General features: G+C 71.0%; 15 protein-coding genes. 14 read left to right on the forward strand and 1 reads right to left on the reverse strand.

All coding sequences use genetic code 11. The features are described from left to right. The 14 genes from FKV24_RS04675 to FKV24_RS04740 form a co-directional block, all read left to right on the forward strand. Nucleotides 1–1,131 (forward strand): homoserine dehydrogenase family protein (locus FKV24_RS04675; RefSeq protein WP_484502553.1); only part of this gene is annotated, 1,131 nt, incomplete at its 5' end. Between the two features lie 76 nt (nt 1,132–1,207). Further along, nucleotides 1,208–2,197, forward strand: a complete 990-nt coding sequence (locus FKV24_RS04680; RefSeq protein ID WP_249040922.1) for a homoserine kinase — start codon at nt 1,208–1,210, stop codon at nt 2,195–2,197. Next, entirely contained in the window at nt 2,194–3,525 is a 1,332-nt protein-coding gene (thrC, locus tag FKV24_RS04685; protein ID WP_141481548.1) for a threonine synthase, read from the forward strand. Before FKV24_RS04680 ends, thrC begins: the two co-directional genes overlap by 4 nt. A 423-nt stretch (nt 3,526–3,948) precedes the next feature. Continuing rightward, a complete protein-coding gene (gene ilvD / locus FKV24_RS04690) occupies nt 3,949–5,664 on the forward strand; it encodes a dihydroxy-acid dehydratase (protein ID WP_249040918.1) in 1,716 nt (571 codons plus the stop codon). 49 nt (nt 5,665–5,713) lie between these two features. Continuing rightward, entirely contained in the window at nt 5,714–6,694 is a 981-nt protein-coding gene (gene ilvC, locus FKV24_RS04695) for a ketol-acid reductoisomerase (protein WP_111267481.1), read from the forward strand. Between the two features lie 31 nt (nt 6,695–6,725). After that, complete coding sequence (gene ilvG, locus FKV24_RS04700; protein WP_425481578.1) at nt 6,726–8,561, forward strand: acetolactate synthase 2 catalytic subunit; 1,836 nt, start codon at nt 6,726–6,728, stop codon at nt 8,559–8,561. Beyond that, nucleotides 8,545–8,781, forward strand: a complete 237-nt coding sequence (locus FKV24_RS04705) for an ACT domain-containing protein (RefSeq protein ID WP_111267483.1) — start codon at nt 8,545–8,547, stop codon at nt 8,779–8,781. Before ilvG ends, FKV24_RS04705 begins: the two co-directional genes overlap by 17 nt. Beyond that, complete coding sequence (locus tag FKV24_RS04710; protein ID WP_141481551.1) at nt 8,772–9,716, forward strand: aminotransferase class IV; 945 nt, start codon at nt 8,772–8,774, stop codon at nt 9,714–9,716. Before FKV24_RS04705 ends, FKV24_RS04710 begins: the two co-directional genes overlap by 10 nt. A 2-nt stretch (nt 9,717–9,718) precedes the next feature. Further along, nucleotides 9,719–10,861 carry a threonine dehydratase gene (locus FKV24_RS04715; RefSeq protein ID WP_111267485.1) on the forward strand — a complete coding sequence of 381 codons (1,143 nt, stop codon included), beginning with the start codon at nt 9,719–9,721 and terminating at the stop codon, nt 10,859–10,861. Beyond that, a complete protein-coding gene (locus tag FKV24_RS04720) occupies nt 10,858–12,453 on the forward strand; it encodes a 2-isopropylmalate synthase (RefSeq protein WP_111267486.1) in 1,596 nt (531 codons plus the stop codon). The genes FKV24_RS04715 and FKV24_RS04720 overlap by 4 nt, the downstream gene beginning before the upstream one ends. 8 nt (nt 12,454–12,461) lie before the next feature. Next, nucleotides 12,462–13,922: a 3-isopropylmalate dehydratase large subunit gene (leuC, locus tag FKV24_RS04725; protein ID WP_141481552.1), complete on the forward strand. Its 1,461-nt coding sequence runs from the start codon at nt 12,462–12,464 to the stop codon at nt 13,920–13,922. Beyond that, nucleotides 13,922–14,518, forward strand: coding sequence for a 3-isopropylmalate dehydratase small subunit (gene leuD / locus FKV24_RS04730; protein WP_141481553.1), 597 nt, complete (start codon nt 13,922–13,924; stop codon nt 14,516–14,518). The genes leuC and leuD overlap by 1 nt, the downstream gene beginning before the upstream one ends. Further along, entirely contained in the window at nt 14,508–15,611 is a 1,104-nt protein-coding gene (gene leuB, locus FKV24_RS04735) for a 3-isopropylmalate dehydrogenase (protein ID WP_111267489.1), read from the forward strand. Before leuD ends, leuB begins: the two co-directional genes overlap by 11 nt. A gap of 154 nt (nt 15,612–15,765) precedes the next feature. Next, a complete protein-coding gene (locus FKV24_RS04740; protein WP_249040919.1) occupies nt 15,766–16,410 on the forward strand; it encodes a hypothetical protein in 645 nt (214 codons plus the stop codon). A 151-nt stretch (nt 16,411–16,561) separates the two neighbouring features. On the opposite strand, the gene FKV24_RS04745 is transcribed toward FKV24_RS04740, so the two are convergent. Beyond that, entirely contained in the window at nt 16,562–19,741 is a 3,180-nt protein-coding gene (locus FKV24_RS04745; RefSeq protein ID WP_141481554.1) for an efflux RND transporter permease subunit, read from the reverse strand.

A 19,741-nucleotide genomic window follows, 5' to 3' on the forward strand; every position in this document is an offset into this window, starting at 1 on the left:
GGCGACGCCCAGCGCGGGCTGCGCGCGGCGCACGCGGCGTTCTGGCTGTCGCCGCAGACGCTGTCGGTCGGCCTGATCGGCCCCGGCAACGTCGGCCGCACCCTGCTCCAGCAACTGGCCGAGGCGGCGCCGCGCTTCGCCGCCGGCGCCCTGCACGGGCAGAATCTCGACCTGCGCGTGCGCGCGATCGCCAACAGCCGACAGATGCTGCTGGATCCCAGGACCCTGGATCCGGCCAGCGCCGCTGACGACCTGCGCGACGTCGGCGAACCGCTGGACCTGCAGCGCTTCGTCGCCCATGTCCGCGCCGAGCACCTGCCGCACGCGATGATCGTCGACTGCAGCGGCAGCGATGCGGTCGCCGCGCACTACGCCGAATGGCTGGCCGCCGGCATCCACGTGGTGACCCCGAACAAGCACGCCGGCAGCGGCCCGTTGCCGCGCTTCCAGGCGATCCGCAGGGCCAGTCGCGGCGGCGGCCAGTTCCGCTACGAAGCCACCGTCGGCGCCGGCCTGCCGGTGATCCGCACCCTGCGCGACCTGATCGACACCGGCGACGTGCTGCACGAGGTCGAGGGCCTGTTCTCCGGCACCCTGGCCTGGCTGTTCAACCGCTTCGACGGCAGCGCGCCATTCTCCGAGCTGGTGCTGGAAGCGCGAAAGCTCGGCTATACCGAGCCCGACCCGCGCGACGACCTATCGGGCATGGACGTCGCCCGCAAGCTGGTGATCCTCGCCCGCGAGGCCGGCCGCGAGCTGTCGCTGGAGGATGTCGCGATCGAGAACCTGGTGCCCGAGCCGCTGCGCGCGCTCGACCTCGACGCCTTCCTCGCCCGCATCGACGAGTTGGACGCACCGCTTCAGGCTCGCCTGGAGGCCGCCCGCGCCGACGGCGGCAAGCTGCGCTATCTCGCCCGGCTCGACCGCGACGGCCGCGCCGACGTATCGCTGGTGGTGCCGCCGGCCGGCCATGCCAGCCTGTACGGCCGCCTGACCGACAACCTGATCCAGTTCCGCACCCTGCGCTATCCCGACAACCCGCTGGTCGTGCAGGGCCCCGGCGCCGGTCCGGAGGTCACCGCCGCCGGCGTGTTCGGCGACATCCTCGCGATCGCGCAGACGCTCAACTGAGCCTGCGCGGATGCACGCCCCCACCGAGAACCGAACGCGGAACCGCCCCATGAACGATGCGATCATCGAAGACCCGATGGCTCCTGGAGAATCCCGCTTGCCCGCCCAGACTCCGCCCCCGCTGCAGGCCCGCGCGTTCTCGCCCGCCAGCGTCGGCAACATCGGCGTCGGCTTCGACCTGCTCGGCCACAGCATCGGCGGTCCGCGCGACATCGCCACGGTCCGTCGCATCGACGCGCCGATGGTCCGCATCGCCGGCATCTCCGGCGACGTCGCCGGCGTCGATCAACTGCCGCTGCAGGCACCGCGCAACACCGCCGGCCAGGCCCTGATCTGCCTGCGCGAAGCACTGGGACTGGCACACGGTTTCGAGCTTTCGCTGGAGAAGGGCATCCCGCTCGGCTCCGGGCTGGGCGGTTCGGCGGCCTCCTGCGTGGCGGCCCTGGTCGCCGCCAATGCGTTGCTGGACACTCCGCTGGACCGTGCCGCGCTGTACCGCTTCGCCCTCGATGGCGAGTCGGTGTCCAGCGGCAGCCGTCATGGCGACAACGTCGCGCCGATGCTGCTCGGCGGCGTGGTGATGGCCACCCACGATCGGATGATCGCGTTGCCGGCGCCGGACTGGCTGCATGCGGTCGTGGTCCATCCCGACCAGGTGCTGGAAACCCGGCGCGCGCGCGAGGCGCTGGCCGACCCCTACCCGCTTCCGGTGGTGGTACGGCAGAGCGCGCACCTGGCGTTGTTCCTGACCGGCCTGCAGCGCGGCGACGCGTCGATGCTGCGCGAAGGTCTGGTCGACCTGCTGGTCGAGCCACGACGCGCGCCGCTGATCCCCGGCTTCGCCGCCGCCAAGGCCGCCGCCCTCGACCATCGCGCACTGGGCGCGAGCATTTCCGGCGCCGGGCCCAGCACCTTCGCCTGGTTCGGTTCGCGCGAGGACGCCGAGGCCGCGGCGCCGGCGATGCGTGCGGCCTTCGTCGATGCCGGCTTCGACGCGCGCGCCTACGTCTCGCCGGTCGCCGGGCCGCGCGCGCAGGTACTGACCGGGCCAGGAGACGCGGCATGAGCGCGCAAGCGATCGCAAGCCTCGGATATGCCAGCACCCGCGGCCAGGCGCCGGTCGCCGGCATCGACGCCGCATTGGTCGCCGGGCTCGCGCCCGACGGCGGACTGTATGTCCCGACCGTCATTCCCGAGGTCGCGCCGGACGCGCCCGGCGCATCGCTGGCCGACACCGCGACCGCGGTGCTGGCGCCGTACTTCGCCGACTCGCGGCTGGAGGACGCGCTGCCCTCGCTCTGTGCGCAGGCGTTCTCGTTCGACGCGCCGCTGCGACCGCTCGCCGGCGCGGGCGATCACCTGCTGGAGTTGTTCCACGGGCCGACCGCCGCGTTCAAGGACTACGCCGCGCGCTTCCTGGCCGGCGCCCTGTCGCGCCTGCGCGAGGCCGGGGCACGGCAAGGCGACGCTCGCCCGGCCACGACGATCCTCGTCGCGACCTCGGGCGACACCGGCGCCGCGGTCGCCGCCGCGTTCCACCGCCGCGAGGGCTTCCGGGTCGCGATCCTCTACCCCGACGGCCGGGTCTCGCCGCGCCAGGCGCACGGGCTGGGATGCTGGGGCGACAACGTGCGCGCGTTCCGGGTCGACGGCAGCTTCGACGACTGCCAGCGGCTGGCCAAGCAGGCCCTGGCCGACCAGGCGCTGCGCGCGCGCTGTCCACTGGGTTCGGCCAACAGCATCAGCCTCGGCCGATTGCTGCCCCAGGCGGCCTACTACGCGCATGCCGCGCTCGCCCACCATGCCCGGCATGGGCGGGCGCTGAACTTCATCGTCCCCACCGGCAACCTCGGCAACGCCTGCGCGGCGGTGCTGGCGCGGCGGATGGGGCTGCCGGTCGGCGAGGTCCGCCTGGCCACCAACGCCAACGACACCCTGCCGCGCTACTTCGCCGGCGCCGACTATGCGGCGCAGCCGACCCGGGCCACGCTGGCCAACGCGATGGATGTCGGCGCACCGAGCAACTTCGAACGCCTGCGCCACTGGCACGCCGACGACGCATCGTTGCGCGCGGCGATGACCGCGACCGCGGTCGACGACGCCACGATCCGGGCGACGATCGCGTCCGCGCCCGCGCGCCACGGCGTGGTGCCCTGCCCGCATACCGCCACCGGTCTGCATCTGCTCGAGCAGATCCGGGCCGCCGGCGACGATCGCCCCTGGGCGGTGGTGGCGACCGCGCACCCGGCCAAGTTCGAAACCATCGTCGAACCGCTGGTCGGACACGAAGTCGAGCCGCCGCCGGCGCTGGCCGAATCGCTGCCCCGTCGCGCACACGCCACACCGATGGCGGCGACGTATTCGACCTTGGTCGAAGCGCTGGAGGCCGGGTGACGCGGCAAAGCGGGTGCCGGGTCACGACCCGGGCCCGTTTCAACGGAAACTGTTGACACCGCCGTTCGAGCCGTGCTTATCTCCAAACCCATGACGCAGCGCAGCAACCACCTGCAGACCGCCATCGCCCGGGCCCAGACCCCGGCCGACGCGCTGCGCGCCGCGCACCCGCTCCTGATCGCGACCGCATCCGCGGCGCTCATTCTCGTACTCGTACTTATTACCGGGCCAACAAGCGCGGGGTACGGGATTGCGTAGGTAACACCAGGCAAACCCGAAAAGTACCAGGACCCCGCGCCAGAAATGGCGCGGGGTTTTTCGTTTCCAGGCCCAAGAAAACCTCTTCAGACCACCGAGCAAGGACTTCCCACCGTGAGAAGCAACGCGATCAAGCAAGGCCCCGCACACGCACCCGCGCGGGCCATGCTGCGCGCAACCGGCCGCGACGACGACGCCATCGCGCGCCCGTTCGTCGGCGTGATCCACACCTGGACCGACGTGTCCCCGTGCAACCTGACCCTGCGCGAGCTGGCCGAGGACGTCCGCGCCGGCGTCGAGGACAACGGCGGCACCGCGGTCGAGTTCAACACCATCGCGATCACCGACGGCATCGCGATGGGCACCGACGGCATGCGCGCGTCGCTGGCCTCGCGCGAGACCATCGCCGACTCGATCGAGCTGGCGGTCACCGGCCACAGCCTGGACGCGATGGTGCTGCTGGTCGGCTGCGACAAGACCATCCCGGCGGCGGCGATGGCCGCCGCGCGGCTGGACGTCCCGACCGTGATCCTCTACGGCGGCACGATCATGCCCGGCCATTGTCCCTCCAGGGACGACTCGGCCGAGCCCGGCGACGAGCGGCCGCTGACCGTGCAGGACGTGTTCGAGGCGGTCGGCGCGCATGCCGCCGGACGCATCGACGACGCCGAACTGCACCGGGTCGAATCGCACGCTTGCCCCGGTGCCGGCGCCTGCGGCGGCCAGTTCACCGCCAACACGATGGCGATGGTGCTGAGCTTCCTCGGCCTGTCGCCGCTGCAGCTCAACGACATTCCGGCGGTCCACGCCGACAAACCGGCCGCCGCCCGCCGTTGCGGCGCCCTGGTCATGCAGCAGTTGCGCAACGGCGGTCCGACACCGCGCACCCTCCTCTCCCCCGCCGCGCTGCGCAACGCGGCACGCGCGGTGTCGGCCACCGCCGGTTCCACCAACGCGGCGCTGCACCTGCTGGCGATCGCGCACGAGGCCGGCGTCGCCTTCGACCTGGAGGAGTTCGAGGCGGCCGCGGCGGCGACCCCGGTCATCGCCGACCTCAAGCCCGGTGGACGCTACACCGCGGCGGAGATGTTCGAGCAGGGCGGCACCGCCCTGGTCGCCCGCGAACTGCGCAGCGCCGGGCTGATCGAGGACATCCCCACGGTCACCGGCCGCTCGCTGTTCGCCGAACTCGACGCGGTGCCCGCGCCGGTCACGCAGGATGTCGTGCGCCCGGTCGCCGACCCGATCAAGCCGCGCGGCGGCTATTCGATCCTGTACGGCGACCTCGCACCCGAAGGCTGCATCGTCAAGCTGGCCGGTCACGGCCGCGACCGCTTCGAGGGCCCGGCACGGGTGTTCGATTCCGAGGAGGCCGCGTTCGCCGCGGTGCAGGCGCGCCGGATCGAGGCCGGCGACGTCGTGGTGATCCGCTTCGAGGGCCCCACCGGCGGCCCCGGCATGCGCGAGATGCTGGCGGTCACCGCGGCCCTGGTCGGCCAGGGCCTGGGCAACGACGTCGCCCTGATCACCGACGGCCGCTTCAGCGGCGCGACCCACGGTTTCATGGTCGGCCACATCGCCCCGGAGGCCGCGCACGGCGGCCCGATCGCGCGCCTGCGCGACGGCGACCGCGTGCGCATCGACGTCGGCACGCGCCGCATCGATGTCGATGCCGAGCTCGCCGCGCGCGCGCCGGCGTCGTTCCAGCCGCGCGTCCGTACCGGTGCGCTGGCCAAGTACGCGCGCATCGTCAGTTCCGCCTCGCGCGGTGCGGTCACCGCGCCGGGTCCGCTCGACGACCGTCGCGCGATCGCCTCGACCCTGATCGAAACCACAACGGAATCGGCCGCCACCCGAGCGGCCGAAACCGCCCCCGCCTGATCCGCTCCCTCCGTCCCACCGCCCCATCCACCACCCACAGGAACCTGCAATGTCCACCAGCAAACCCCGCATCGCGATCGTCGGCTACGGCAGCCAGGGTCGTGCGCACGCGCTCAACCTTCGCGATTCCGGCTTCGACGTCACCATCGGCCTGCGTCCGGGCGGCCCGACCGAGATCAAGGCCAGGGCCGACGGCTTCACCGTCAAGACCCCGGCCGAGGCGGTGAAGGACGCCGAGCTGGTCGCGGTGCTGACCCCCGACATGGTCCAGCCGCAGCTCTACGGCGAGGTCATCGAGCCGAACATCGCCAAGGGCGCCTGCCTGCTGTTCGCGCACGGCTTCAATGTGCACTACCAGCAGATCGCCCCGCGCGAGGACCTGGACGTGGTGCTCGTCGCGCCCAAGGGACCGGGCGCACTGGTCCGCCGCGAATACGAGATCGGCCGCGGCGTGCCCTCGGTCTACGCGGTTCACCAGGATCGCAGCGGCAACGCCGAACAGCTCGCACTGACCTATTGCGCCGGCATCGGCGGCGCCCGCCAGAACGCGATCCGGACCACCTTCAAGGAGGAAACCGAGACCGATCTGTTCGGCGAGCAGGCGGTGCTGTGCGGCGGCGCGACCAAGCTGGTCCAGGCCGGCTGGGAAACCCTGGTCGAGGCCGGCTACCAACCCGAGGTCGCGTACTACGAGTGCCTGCACGAGCTGAAGCTGATCGTCGACCTGTTCTACGAGGGCGGCATCACCCGCATGCACGAATTCATCAGCGAGACCGCCCAGTACGGTGCGCTGACCCGCGGCGCCTACGTGGTCGACGACAACACCCGCGCGCAGATGCGCAAGGTGCTGGAGGAAATCCAGGACGGCACCTTCGCCCGCCAGTGGATCGCCGAGTACGCGGCCGGCAACGCCAACTACAAGGCGATGAAGCAGGCCGACCTCGAGCACCCGATCGAGACCGTCGGCAAGAAGCTGCGCGCCAACATGAAGTGGCTGGACAACGCCCCCGCCGCCGCCAAAGCGGCCTGAGCCTTCCCGCCCCAAGGCCAACAGGATGTCCATGAGCACCCAACCCGCCAGTACCGCACCGCAGGCCGCGGCCCCGAGCAACGGGGCCGCATGGCTCGCGCAGGCCCTGATCGCCGAGGGCGTCGACACCCTGTTCGGCTATCCCGGCGGCGCGATCATGCCGTTCTACGACGCCCTGCACGGATCGGACCTGAAGCACGTCCTGGTCCGCCACGAACAGGGCGCGGCGTTCGCCGCCAATGGCTACGCGCGGGCCAGCGGACGCGTCGGCGTATGCGTCGCCACCTCCGGTCCCGGCGCCTCCAACCTGGTCACCGGCATCGCCGACGCGATGCTGGACTCGGTGCCGATGGTGGTGATCACCGGTCAGGTCGCGACCCCGCTGATGGGCACGGATGCCTTCCAGGAGCTGGACGTGTTCGGCATGACCATGCCGATCGTCAAGCACAGCTTCCTGGTGCGTCGGGTCGAGGAGCTGCCGCGGGTGGTCGCCGAGGCCTTCCGCCTGGCCCGTTCCGGGCGTCCGGGACCGGTGCTGATCGACTTCCCCAAGGACGTGCAGGTCGGCGACGCCTGCGCGCTGCCCGCCCACGTGCCGCTGGACATCGACGATGTGCCGCGCGCCACCGATGCCTCGCTGCACGAGGCGCTGGCCCTGGTTTCGCAGGCACAGCGGCCGGTCGTCTACGGCGGCGGCGGCGTCGCCCTCGGGCATGCGGTCGAGGTGTTCCGCGACTTCGTCAACGCGACCCGGATCCCCACGGTGCTGACCCTCAAGGGACTGGGCGCGTTGCCGCCGGACAATCCGCTGAACCTGGGCATGCTCGGCATGCACGGCACCCGTGCCGCCAATCTGGCGGTGCAGGAATGCGATCTGCTGATCGTGGTCGGCGCGCGCTTCGACGACCGCGCGACCGGCAAGCTGGCCGAGTTCGCGCCGCATGCGCGGGTCATCCACATGGACCCGGATGCCTGCGAGATCGGCAAGCTGCGCCATGCCGATGCCGCGGTCAACGGCGACATCGCCGCCGCGCTGAAGGCGCTGACCCTGCCGTGCGCGGCGCATGTGCATGGCCGTCACGCGGTCGCGCGGCGGCAGTGGCTGGAGACCTGCTTCCAGCGCGCCCGCGACCACGCCGCGCGCTACGACGCGCCCGGCGACGGCGTCTACGCTCCGGCCCTGCTGAGGCGACTGTCGCAGATCGCGCCGGGCGCGGTCGTGTCCTGCGACGTCGGCCAGCACCAGATGTGGGTCGCCCAGCACTGGCGCTTCGAACACCCGCGCCAGCACCTGACCAGCGGCGCGCTCGGCGCGATGGGCTTCGGTCTTCCGGCGGCGATCGGTGCGCAGCTTGCGATGCGGGCGCAAACCTCACACGACCCGCAGCAGGCCGCCCCCTGCGTGATCTGCGTCAGCGGCGATGGCTCGTTCCTGATGAACGTGCAGGAACTGGCGACGGTCGCCCGCTACCGGCTGCCGCTGAAGATCGTGCTGCTCGACAACCAGGCGCTGGGCATGGTCCGCCAATGGCAGGAGCTGTTCTTCGAACGCCGCTACTCGGAGATCGACCTGTCCGACAACCCCGATTTCGCCGCGCTGGCGGCGGCATTCGGGATTCCCGCCACCCGCATCGAACGCGCCGAGGACGTCGAGGGCGCGCTGCAAGCGCTGATCGCGGCACCGGGCGCGGCACTGCTGCACGTCGCCATCGACCAGAAGGCCAACGTCTGGCCGCTGGTGCCGCCGAACCACAACAACGCGCAGATGCTCGATGGCGATCCGGCCGAGGTCCCAGCCGGCGAGAGCGAAACCGCATCCGCTTCTTCCCCCACATTGGAGAACCCCGACCATGCGTTATCAGCTTGACCTCACCCTCAGACAGGCCGAGGGCGCGCTCGCCCGCGTGCTCGGTGCCGCCGAGCGCCGCGGCTTCCGTCCGCTCGCGGTCGACGGCGAAGCCCAGCCCGACGGCGATCGCTGGCATCTGCGCCTGACCGTCGAAGGCGAACGCGCCGACACCTCGCTGCAGACGCAGCTGGCCAAGCTGTACGACTGCCTCGCCGTGGAGGTGTCGCCGTGCAGCTAGAGGCCGGTTCCACGCACAAGTCCGCGCATCCGGGAACGGACGCCTCGCAGGAAGGCGCCCAGGCGACGGCGGCGCCCCCGCAGGTCTGGTTCGACGGCCGCATGGTGGCGATCGACTCGCCGCAGGCGCCGCTGACCACCCATGCGATGCACTACGGCAGCGGCGTGTTCGAGGGCATCCGCGCCTACGCCACCGCCGACGGCGGCGCCGCGGTGTTCCGCCTGCCCGAGCACATGGAGCGCATGCGCAAGGGTGCCGAGCTGCTGGGCATCGACTTCGACGTCGACGCCGCCAGCGAGGCGGTGCTGCAGACGCTGCGCGCGAACGGCCATCGCGACGCCTACATCCGTCCGCTGGCCTGGCTGGGCAGCGGCACGATCGGGCTGGACGTGGCGTCGTTGAGCCAGCACCTGATGGTCGCGACGATGGCGACCGCGGTGCACCTGGCCGGCAAGGCGACCCGACTGGGCGTGTCCGGATGGCGTCGAAGTCCGGCCAGCTCGCTGCCGCCGCTGAAGCTGTGCGGCGGCTACGTCAACTCGATACTGGCCAAGCGCGAGGCCAAGCAGCGCGGCTTCGACGAGGCGCTGTTCGTCGACGGCGACGGCCGGGTGGTCGAATGCACCGGCGCCAACGTGTTCATGGTCGCCGACGGCCAGGTCGTCGCGGTCAGCCACCCGGATGCGCTGGACGGCATCACCCGCGCGACCCTGGTCGAGCTGTCCGCGGCGCAGTCGCGGCCGGTGACGCTGGAGGAGCTGAAGCAGGCCGACGAGGTGTTCGTCTGCGGCACCGCCGCCGAGGTCGCGCCGATCGCCTCGCTGGACGGGCGCGAGTTCGGCGACAACCCGGTGACGCGCGAGTTCCAGCAACGCTATGCGGACATCGTCCGCGGCCGCGACGCCGCCTTCGCCCACTGGCTGACCCGGGTGTGACGATGGACGGCAGCCGCGCCAGCGACTCCCCCGGCACCGACGTTTCGGACGTGGCGGTAGGCGTCGCCGACGTGCTGGCCGCGCAGGCGCGCCTGCGCCGGTACCTGTCGGCGACGCCGCTGCACCACGCCGAGCGTTTCGGCTGCTGGCTGAAGCTGGAGAACCTGCAGCGCACCGGTTCCTACAAGGTGCGCGGCGCGCTCAACGCGCTGCTGGCCGCGCGCGAACGCGGCGACGACCGCCCGGTGATCGCCGCCTCCGCCGGCAATCACGCGCAGGGCCTGGCCTGGGCCGCCTACCGGCTCGGCATGCAGGCGATCACGGTGATGCCACGCGGCGCGCCGGACACCAAGATCGCCGGGGTCGCCCACTGGGGCGCGACGGTGCGCCTGCACGGCGACAGCTACGACCAGGCCAAGGCCTTCGCCTGCGAGCTGGCGCAGCAGCACGGCTACCGGCTGCTGTCGGCCTTCGACGACCCGGACGTGATCGCCGGCCAGGGCACGGTTGGCCTGGAACTGGCCGCGCTGGCGCCGGACGTGGTGCTGGTGCCGATCGGCGGCGGCGGCCTCGCCTCCGGCGTCGCGCTGGCGCTCAAGTCGCAGGGCGTGCGCGTGGTCGGCGCCCAGGTCGAGGGCGTGGACTCGATGGCGCGCGCGCTCCAGGGCGACGAACGCCTGATCGAACCGGCGACCAGCCTCGCCGACGGCGTGCGGGTCAAGGAGCCCGGCCGGCTGACCCGGCGCCTGCTCGCCGATCTGCTCGACGACATCGTGATCGTCCGCGAGGCCGAGTTGCGCGAAACCCTGGTGCGGCTGGCGCTGGAGGAACATGTGATCGCCGAGGGCGCCGGCGCGCTGGCGCTGGCCGCCGGCCGCCGCGTCGCCGGCAAGCGCAAATGCGCGGTGGTCTCCGGCGGCAACCTCGACGCCGGTGTGCTGGCGACCCTGCTGTCGGAGGTCCGCCCGCGTGCGCCGCGCCGGCCGCGCCGCCGCAAGCGCGAGCGCCTCGCTACCCAGCTGTCCCAGGAGCCCGCCATTTCCGGCATTTCACCCCGGACCATCCACACCACGATGAAACCTGCCATCACCCCCGCCCCCGCCGGCGCCACCCGGCGCCGCCCCGAACAGGAAGTCTTCGCATGAACGACCCCGCCGACCGAGTACGCATCTTCGACACCAGCCTGCGCGACGGCGAGCAATCGCCCGGCTGCAGCATGACCGCCGCGCAGAAGCTACGCTTCGCCCATGCGCTCGCGGAGCTGGGCGTCGATGCGCTCGAGGCGGGCTTCCCGGCGAGTTCCGAAGCCGATCGCGACGCCGTACGCGCGATCGCGCGCGAGGTGCGCGGCAGCACCATCACCACCCTGGCACGCTGCCACGACGGCGATATCGACGCCTGCGCGGCCGCGCTGGAGGGCGCGGCGGACCCGCGCATCCACGTATTCATCTCGACCAGTCCGCTGCACCGCGAGCACAAGCTGGGTCTGAGCCGCGAACAGGTGGTCGAACGCGCGGTGGCGGGCGTGCAACGCGCGCGCCGTCATGTCGACGACGTCGAGTTTTCCGCAGAGGACGCGTTGCGCACCGAGCCGGAATTCCTGGCCGAGATATGCAGCGCCGCGGTGGCCGCCGGCGCGCGCACCCTGAACATCCCCGACACCGTCGGCTACACCACCCCGAGCGAGATCCGCGCCCTGTTTGAATACCTGCGCAAGGCGCTGAACGCTTCCGGCGTCGCCGGCGCCGGCGAGGTGGTGTTCAGCGCGCACTGCCACAACGACCTCGGCCTGGCGGTCGCCAATTCCCTGGCCGCGATCGAGGGCGGCGCGCGCCAGGTCGAGTGCACCATCAACGGCATCGGCGAGCGCGCCGGCAACTGCGCGCTGGAGGAACTGGTGATGGCGCTGCGGGTGCGCGGCAACTACTACGCTACCCATACCCGCATCGACACGCGCCGTCTGGTGCCGACCTCGCGATTGCTGTCGCGGATCACCGGCATGGCCGTGCAACGCAACAAGGCGGTGGTCGGGCAGAACGCGTTCGCGCACGAATCCGGCATCCACCAGCACGGCATGCTCAAGCATCGCGGCACCTACGAGATCATGCGCCCGGAGGATGTCGGCTGGGCGCAGTCGCAAATGGTGATGGGCCGCCACAGCGGCCGCGCCGCCCTGTCCGACCGCCTGCAGACCTTGGGCTTCCAGCTGCCCGAGCCTGCCCTGAACCAGGTCTTCGCCGCGTTCAAGACGCTGGCAGAGAAGAAGCGCGAAGTGTTCGATGGCGACCTGGAGGCGCTGGTACTGGGGGCCGATGCCGCCGCGACCCGCGGCTGGCGGCTGACCCGGCTGCATGTCAGCACCGGCAGCGGTGCGGGCGACGCATTGCCGACCGCCAGCGTGCAGTTGCGCGACGCCGACGGCGGCGAGGTCAGCGAGGCCGCGGTCGGCGACGGCCCGGTGCATGCGCTGTTCGCCGCACTGGCACGCGCGACCGGGATCGAGCTGGACATCGACAGCTACCAGGTTTCCAGCGTGACCACCGGCGACGATGCCCAGGGCCAGGCGCAGGTGATCGCACGCGTCGACGGCAGCGAGCTGACCGGTTCCGGCACCAGCACCGACATCCTCGAGGCCAGCGCGCAGGCCTGGCTCGACGTCGCCAACCGGGTCCTGCGCACCCACGCCGCCACCGACTCCCGGGCGACCGCGCCGCAACGCGTCGCCGCCACCGCATGAGCCCGTCCATGTCATCGACCCAAGCCCACGAAAATTCCCGCCCCCGCACCTTGTTCGACAAGCTGTGGGACGCCCATGTGGTCGTCCCCGAGACCGAGGCCGCGCCGGCGGTGCTCTACATAGACCTGCACCTGATCCACGAGGTGACCTCGCCGCAGGCCTTCGCCGAACTGGAGTCGCGCGGTCTCGCGCCGCGCCGTCCGGATCTCACCAAGGCGACGATGGACCATTCGACCCCGACCCTGCCGGCCGGAGCGGACGGCGAGCTGCCCTACGCCAGCGAGCAGGCGCGCGCGCAGGTACGACGGCTCGCCGAGAACTGCGCGCGTCATGGTATCGAGCTGTTCGACATCGACAGCCCGCAACGCGGCATCGTTCACGTGATCGGTCCCGAGCTCGGCCTGACCCGACCGGGCATGACCATCGTCTGCGGCGACAGCCACACCGCGACCCATGGCGCGTTCGGCGCGCTGGCGTTCGGCATCGGCACCAGCGAGGTCGGCCACGTGCTCGCCACCCAGTGCCTGCTGCAACGCAAGCCGCGGACCCTGGCGATCACCGTCGACGGCGCGCTGCGGCCCGGCGTGACCGCCAAGGACCTGATCCTGCACGTGATCGGCCGGATCGGCGTCAACGGCGGCACCGGCCACGTCATCGAGTACCGCGGCAGCGCGATCCGCGCCCTGTCGATGGAAGAGCGGATGACGGTCTGCAACATGTCGATCGAGGCCGGTGCGCGCGCCGGCCTGATCGCGCCCGACGCGACCACCTTCGACTACCTGCGCGACACCGCGCGCGCGCCGCAAGGCGACGCGTTCGATGCCGCAGTCGAGCACTGGCAACGGCTCGCCAGCGATCCGGGCGCGCGCTTCGACCGCGAGGTGGTCATCGACGCCGACCAGATCGGACCGACCGTCACCTGGGGCACCCACCCGGGCCAGGTCGCGGCGATCGATGCGCGGCTGCCGGCCGACGTCGACTCCGACGCGGCCAAGGCCCGCGACTACATGGGCTGGCAGCCCGAGGCCGCGCTGGCCGGACGCCCGGTCGACGTGGTGTTCGTCGGCAGCTGCACCAACTCGCGGTTGTCGGACCTGCGCGACACCGCCCGCGTGCTGCGCGGGCGCAAGGTGCATCCGCGCGTGCGCATGCTGGTCGTGCCCGGTTCCGAGCAGGTCAAGCGCGCCGCCGAGGCCGAGGGCATCGACGCGATCGTGCGCGCCGCCGGCGCCGAATGGCGCGAACCCGGATGCTCGATGTGCATCGCGATGAACGGCGACCTGGTCGGGCCCGGCCAGCTCGCGGTATCGACCAGCAACCGCAACTTCGAGGGCCGCCAGGGCAAGGGCGCGCGCACCGTGCTGGCCTCGCCGCTGACCGCCGCCGCCTGCGCGGTCGCCGGGCAGATCACCGACCCCCGCGCCTTCATCGACGCCACCGCCGCCACCGCCGAACTGGAGACCGCCTGATGGCCGCCTTCACCACCCTGACCTCGAAGACCGTGGTCCTGCGCGAACGCAACATCGACACCGACCAGATCATCCCCGCGCGCTTCCTCACCACCACCGAGCGCGCCGGCCTGGGCCGGCATGCGTTCAGCGACTGGCGCCTGCGCGCCGACGGTTCGCCAAACCCCGATTTTCCGTTCAACCGCGCCGAGAACGCCGACGCGCAGATCCTCGTCGCCGGCCGCAATTTCGGCTGCGGCTCCTCGCGCGAGCACGCGCCCTGGGCGCTGACCGACCTCGGCCTGCGCGCGGTGATCAGCGCCGAGATCGCCGACATCTTCCGCAGCAACGCGCTCAAGAACGGTCTGCTGCCGGTGGTGCTGGACGAGGCGATCGTCGACGAGCTGATCGACCGGCCCGGCATCGAGTTGAGCATCGACATCGCCCGCCGTCGCGTCACCCTCCCCGGCGGCGCCCAGGTCGAGTTCCCGCTCGACGCATTCGCCCGCACCTGCCTGCTGGAAGGCGTCGACCAGCTCGGCTACCTGCTGCGCCAGCAGACGGCCATCGAGCACTACGAACAATCGCAACACGAGGACCGCCCCCATGCATGCTGAAATCGTCGTACTGCCCGGAGACGGCATCGGCCCCGAGGTCACCGCCGCCGCGGTCGAGGTACTGCGCGCGGTCGGCTACCGCTATGGCCATACCTTCAGCTTCGACACCCAGCTGATCGGCGGCGCCGCGATCGATGCGACCGGCGAGGCGCTGCCGGCGGCGACCCTCGCCGCGGCAAAGCGTGCCGACGCGATCCTGCTGGGCGCGGTCGGCGGCCCCAAGTGGTCGGACCCGAAGGCGCCGGTACGCCCGGAACAGGGCCTGCTGGCGATCCGCAAGGCACTGGGCCTGTACGCGAACCTGCGGCCGGTCACCCCGCATCCGGCCGCGTTGGGCGCATCGCCGATCAAGCCGCACCTGCTGACCGGGGTGGATCTGGTGGTCGTGCGCGAGCTGACCGGCGGCATCTACTTCGGCGACAAGACCCGCGATGGCGATTCGGCCAGCGACCTGTGCCGGTACAGCGTCACCGAGATCGAGCGGGTGGTGCGTCGCGCCGCCGCCCTGGCCCGCAGTCGCCGTGGCCGGCTGACCTCGGTCGACAAGGCCAACGTGCTGGAAACCTCGCGACTGTGGCGCGAGACGGCGACCCGGATCGTCGCCGAGGAGTTTCCCGACATCCAGCTCGAACACCAACTGGTCGACTCGATGGCGATGCATCTGCTGTCGCGGCCGCGCGAGTACGACGTGATCGTCACCGAAAACATGTTCGGCGACATTCTCACCGACGAGGCCTCGATGCTGGCCGGCTCGCTGGGCCTGCTGCCGTCGGCGTCGCTGGGCGATACGGACGGCAGCGGCAGGATCATGGGCCTGTACGAGCCGATCCACGGCTCGGCTCCGGACATCGCCGGACGCGGCGTCGCCAATCCCTACGCGACGATCCTCAGCGCCGCGCTGCTGCTGCGCCACTCGCTGGGCCTGGCGGACGAGGCCGAGTGCGTGGAGAAGGCGGTTGCGGCGGCGCTGGACGCCGGCGTGTTCACCGCCGACATCGCCGGCAGCGGCGGTGGTGTCGGCAGCCGCCAGGCGACCGACGCGGTGATCGAACAACTGCAGTTGGAGTGCCGGCCGGTGATGATGCGCGACTGACCCTCTCCAGCCGTCCCCCTGTAGGAGCGGCGTAAGCCGCGATCGGGCCTTCCCGTGAAAGCTTCATCGCGGCTTGCGCCGCTCCTACGGGGACAGGGTGACGTGGCGACGCCGACGGATTGCCGCGGGGCCGCGGCACGGCTAGGGTGCGCTGATGAATCGATGCCATCACGCCCTTGCCGTCGCCGTGCTGCTGGCCCTGACCGCCTGCGCCAGGCCGGTGGCCACCGTCTCCGAGGCCGTGCCGGCGGCCGCTGCTTCCACTGCGGAATCGGCGCCCGCCGACGTCTTCATGGAACGGATGCGATCGCTGTGCGGCCAGGCCTTCGCCGGACGGATCGTCGCCGATCAACCGGCGCCGGCGGCCGGAGACCCGTTCGCGGGCCAATCGCTGGTCATGCATGTGCGCGAATGCGACGGCGACACCCTGCGCATTCCCTTCCACGTCGGCGGGGACCGCTCGCGGACCTGGGTGCTGAGCCGCACCGCCACCGGTCTGCGCCTGAAACACGACCATCGCCACGACGATGGCAGTGAGGACGTGCTGACCCGTTACGGTGGCGACACCGCCGATGCCGGCAGCGCACAGCGGCAGACCTTCCCGGTCGATGCCGAGTCGCAGGCGCTGTTCAGCCGCGAGGGGCGCAGCGTGTCCAATCGCAATGTGTGGGCGATGGAGATCGTGCCCGGCCAGGTGTTCGCCTACGAGCTGTCGCGCCCGCAACGGCTGTTCCGGGTCGAGTTCGACCTGAGCCGGCCGATCCAGGCGCCCCCACCGCCGTGGGGGCACGAGGACTGAGTCGCACCACGCAGGGGCTGCGGTTTTCCGTAGGAGCGGTGTAAGCCGCGATGAAGCTTTCCTGGGAAGGCCCGATCGCGGCTTGCGCCGCTCCTACGGGACGGCTCTCGCGGTCCGCTCCTGCGGGACCGCTACAGGTGACGCGCCGGCATCAGTCCTGCGTCGATGCCGGCACCTTGACCCGGAACCAGGCCGCGTACAGGGCCGGCAGGAACAGCAGGGTCAGCACGGTCGCGACCAGCAGGCCGCCCATGATCGCCACCGCCATCGGGCCGAAGAACGCACTGCGCGACAGCGGGATCATCGCCAGGATCGCCGCCAGCGCGGTCAGCACGATCGGTCGGAAGCGGCGCACGGTCGCCTCCACGATCGCCTTCCAGGTCTCCTCGCCGGCGGCACGGTCCTGCTCGATCTGATCGACCAGGATCACTGAGTTGCGCATGATCATGCCGGCCAGCGCGATCGTGCCCAGCATCGCCACGAAGCCGAACGGCACCCGGAACACCAGCAGGAACAGGGTCACGCCGATCAATCCCAGCGGTGCGGTCAGCAGCACCATCACGCTGCGCGAGAAGCTGCGCAGCTGCAGCATCAGCAGGGTGAACACCACGAACAGGAACAGCGGCATGCCGGCGTTGATCGAGTTCTGGCCGCGCGCGGAGTCCTCGACGGTGCCGCCGATGTCGATCGAATAGCCGTAAGGCAGCGTCGCGCGCAGCGCGTCCAGGGTCGGCGAGATCTGCCCGGCCACCGTCGCCGGCTGGGTGCCGTCGTAGATGTCGGCGCGCACGGTCATGGTCGGCCGGCGGTCGCGATGCCAGATGATGCCGTCCTCGAAGCCGTACTCCAGGGTCGCGATCTGCTCAAGCGGCACGCTGGCGCCATTGCCGGTCGGCACCGCCAGGCTGCCGAGCATGTCCAGCTGGAGCCGCTCCTCTTCCGGACCGCGCAGCAGCATCTCGACCAGTTCGTTGCCCTCGCGGTAGGTGCTCACGTGCGAGCCGGACAGCGAGCTGGTCAGGAAGTGCGCGACCTCGGCCGAGCTGATCCCCAGCGCGCGGGCGCGCTCCTGGTCGATGTTCAGGCGCACCACCTTGCTGGGCTCGTCCCAGTCGAGGTTGACGTTGGTGACGTGCGGGTTCTCGCGGATCTTCTCGCGCACCTGGTAGGCGATCTCGCGGATCTGGTCGATGTGCTCGCCGGACACGCGGAACTGCACCGGATAGCCGACCGGCGGACCGTTCTCCAGGCGGGTCACGCGCAACTGCAGGTCGGGGAACTGTGGCACCACCTCGTCGATGACCCACTCGCGCACCGCTTCGCGTGCCTCGATGTCTTTCGGCATCAGCACGAACTGGGCGAAGTTGGCCGCCGGCAGTTGCTGGTCGAGCGGCAGGTAGAAGCGCGGCGAGCCGGTACCGACATAGGCGACGTAATTGCTCAGGTCCTCGCGTTCGGCCAGCAGCGCCTCCAGCTTCTTCGCCTGCGCCTCGGTCGCCTTCAGCGAGCTGCCCTCGGCCAGCTCCATGTCGACCATCAGTTCCGGGCGCACCGAGTCGGGGAAGAACTGCTGCGGCACGAAGCGGAACAGCAGCACCGAGCCGACGAAGGCGGCAACGGTGATCGCGATGACGGTCTTGCGTCGGCGCACGCACCACACCAGCAGATGCCGGAAGCGGACGTAGAAACGGGTCGCATACGGGTCGTGGTCGCGGCCGTCGTGCGGCGGCGGACGGATCAAGTCGGCCAGCGCCCCGCTCCTGCCAGCGGCGAGCCGGTCGGCCCAGCGCTCGCGCTGCGCATGCCAGCGCGCGGCCAGCGAGCCGGGCTTGAGCGCCGCCGAGTGGCCGTGATCGGGCAGCAGCTTGTCGCCCAGGAAGGGAATGAACATCACCGCGGCGACCCACGACACCAGCAGGGCGATGGTGACCACCTCAAACAGCGAGCGGGTGTACTCGCCGGTGCTGGAGGCGGCGGTGGCGATCGGCAGGAAACCGGCGGCGGTGATCAGGGTGCCGGTCAGCATCGGGAACGCGGTGCTCTCCCAGGCGAACGCGGCCGCCTTCAGGCGACTGAAGCCCTGCTCCATCTTGATCGCCATCATCTCCACCGCGATGATCGCGTCGTCGACCAGCAGGCCCAGCGCCAGCACCAGCGCGCCCAGCGAGATCTTGTGCAGGCCGACTCCGAAGAACTCCATCGTCGCGAAGGTCATCGCCAGCACCAGCGGGATCGACAGCGCGACCACCAGACCGGTGCGCAGGCCCAGCGACAGGAAGCTGACCAGCAGCACGATCACCACCGCCTCGGTCAGCACCTTGACGAACTCGCCGACCGACTCGTCGACCGCGGCCGGCTGGTCGGCGACCTTGTGCAGCTCCATGCCCGCCGGCAGCGTGTCCTGCAGGCGCGCGAACTCCGACTCCAGGGTCTCGCCCAGATCGAGGATGTTGCCGCCGTCGCGCATCGCCACGCCGATGCCGATCGCGTCCTGGCCCCGGAAGCGCATGCGCGGCGCCGCCGGGTCGGCGAAACCGCGACGGATCTCGGCGATGTCGCCGAGGCGGAAGGTGCGGTCGCCGACCCGGATCGGGAAGTCGCGGATTTCCTCGACCGTGCCGAAGCGGCCGTCGACCCGCAGCGGCACGCGGCTGCTGGCGGTCTCGAAGAAGCCCGCCGGGACCATCGCGTTCTGCTGCTCCAGCGCCTGCTGCACCGCCTGCGCCGGCACCCCGAGGGTCGCCAGCTTGGTGTTCGACAGCTCGATCCAGACCTTCTCGTCCTGCACGCCGAACAGCTCGATCTTGCCGACGTCGGGCAGGTCCTGCAGCGCCAGCTGTACGCGCTCGGCGTAGTCCTTCAGCACCGCGTAGTCGAAACCCTCGCCGGTCAGCGCATAGATGTTGCCGAAGGTGTCGCCGAATTCGTCGTTGAAGAACGGGCCGACGACCTCGGCCGGCAGCAACGGACGGATGTCGCCGACCTTCTTGCGCACCTGGTACCACAGCGGCTCGATCTCCTTGGAGCGCATCGAGTCGCGCGCCATGAAGATCACCTGCGATTCGCCCGCGCGCGAGTACGAGCGGATGAACTCGTACTCGCCGGTCTCCATCAGCTTCTTCTCGATCCGCTCGGTGACCTGGGTGGAGACCTCCTCGGCGGTCGCGCCCGGCCACAGGGTCCGGATCACCATCGCCTTGAAGGTGAACTCCGGGTCCTCGCTGCGGCCCAGGTTGAGATAGGAGAAGGTGCCGGCGACCGCCACCACCAGCATCGCGTAGACGACCAGGCTGCGATGGCGCAGCGCCCATTCGGAAAGATTGAAGCGCAT

It is taken from the genome of Marilutibacter maris, from assembly GCF_006546735.2.
Taxonomy (GTDB): Bacteria; Pseudomonadota; Gammaproteobacteria; order Xanthomonadales; family Xanthomonadaceae; genus Marilutibacter; species Marilutibacter maris.

Coding starts and splice junctions, on each gene's coding strand:
- FKV24_RS04720 (WP_111267486.1), top strand. CDS start 10,858: ATGAACGACCCCGCCGACCGAGTACGCATCTTCGACACCAGCCTGCGC.
- leuC (WP_141481552.1), top strand. CDS start 12,462: ATGTCATCGACCCAAGCCCACGAAAATTCCCGCCCCCGCACCTTGTTC.
- ilvG (WP_425481578.1), top strand. CDS start 6,726: ATGAGCACCCAACCCGCCAGTACCGCACCGCAGGCCGCGGCCCCGAGC.
- FKV24_RS04715 (WP_111267485.1), top strand. CDS start 9,719: ATGGACGGCAGCCGCGCCAGCGACTCCCCCGGCACCGACGTTTCGGAC.
- leuD (WP_141481553.1), top strand. CDS start 13,922: ATGGCCGCCTTCACCACCCTGACCTCGAAGACCGTGGTCCTGCGCGAA.
- FKV24_RS04680 (WP_249040922.1), top strand. CDS start 1,208: ATGGCTCCTGGAGAATCCCGCTTGCCCGCCCAGACTCCGCCCCCGCTG.
- leuB (WP_111267489.1), top strand. CDS start 14,508: ATGCATGCTGAAATCGTCGTACTGCCCGGAGACGGCATCGGCCCCGAG.
- ilvC (WP_111267481.1), top strand. CDS start 5,714: ATGTCCACCAGCAAACCCCGCATCGCGATCGTCGGCTACGGCAGCCAG.
- thrC (WP_141481548.1), top strand. CDS start 2,194: ATGAGCGCGCAAGCGATCGCAAGCCTCGGATATGCCAGCACCCGCGGC.
- FKV24_RS04745 (WP_141481554.1), bottom strand. CDS start 19,741: ATGCGCTTCAATCTTTCCGAATGGGCGCTGCGCCATCGCAGCCTGGTC.
- FKV24_RS04740 (WP_249040919.1), top strand. CDS start 15,766: ATGAATCGATGCCATCACGCCCTTGCCGTCGCCGTGCTGCTGGCCCTG.
- ilvD (WP_249040918.1), top strand. CDS start 3,949: ATGCTGCGCGCAACCGGCCGCGACGACGACGCCATCGCGCGCCCGTTC.
- FKV24_RS04705 (WP_111267483.1), top strand. CDS start 8,545: ATGCGTTATCAGCTTGACCTCACCCTCAGACAGGCCGAGGGCGCGCTC.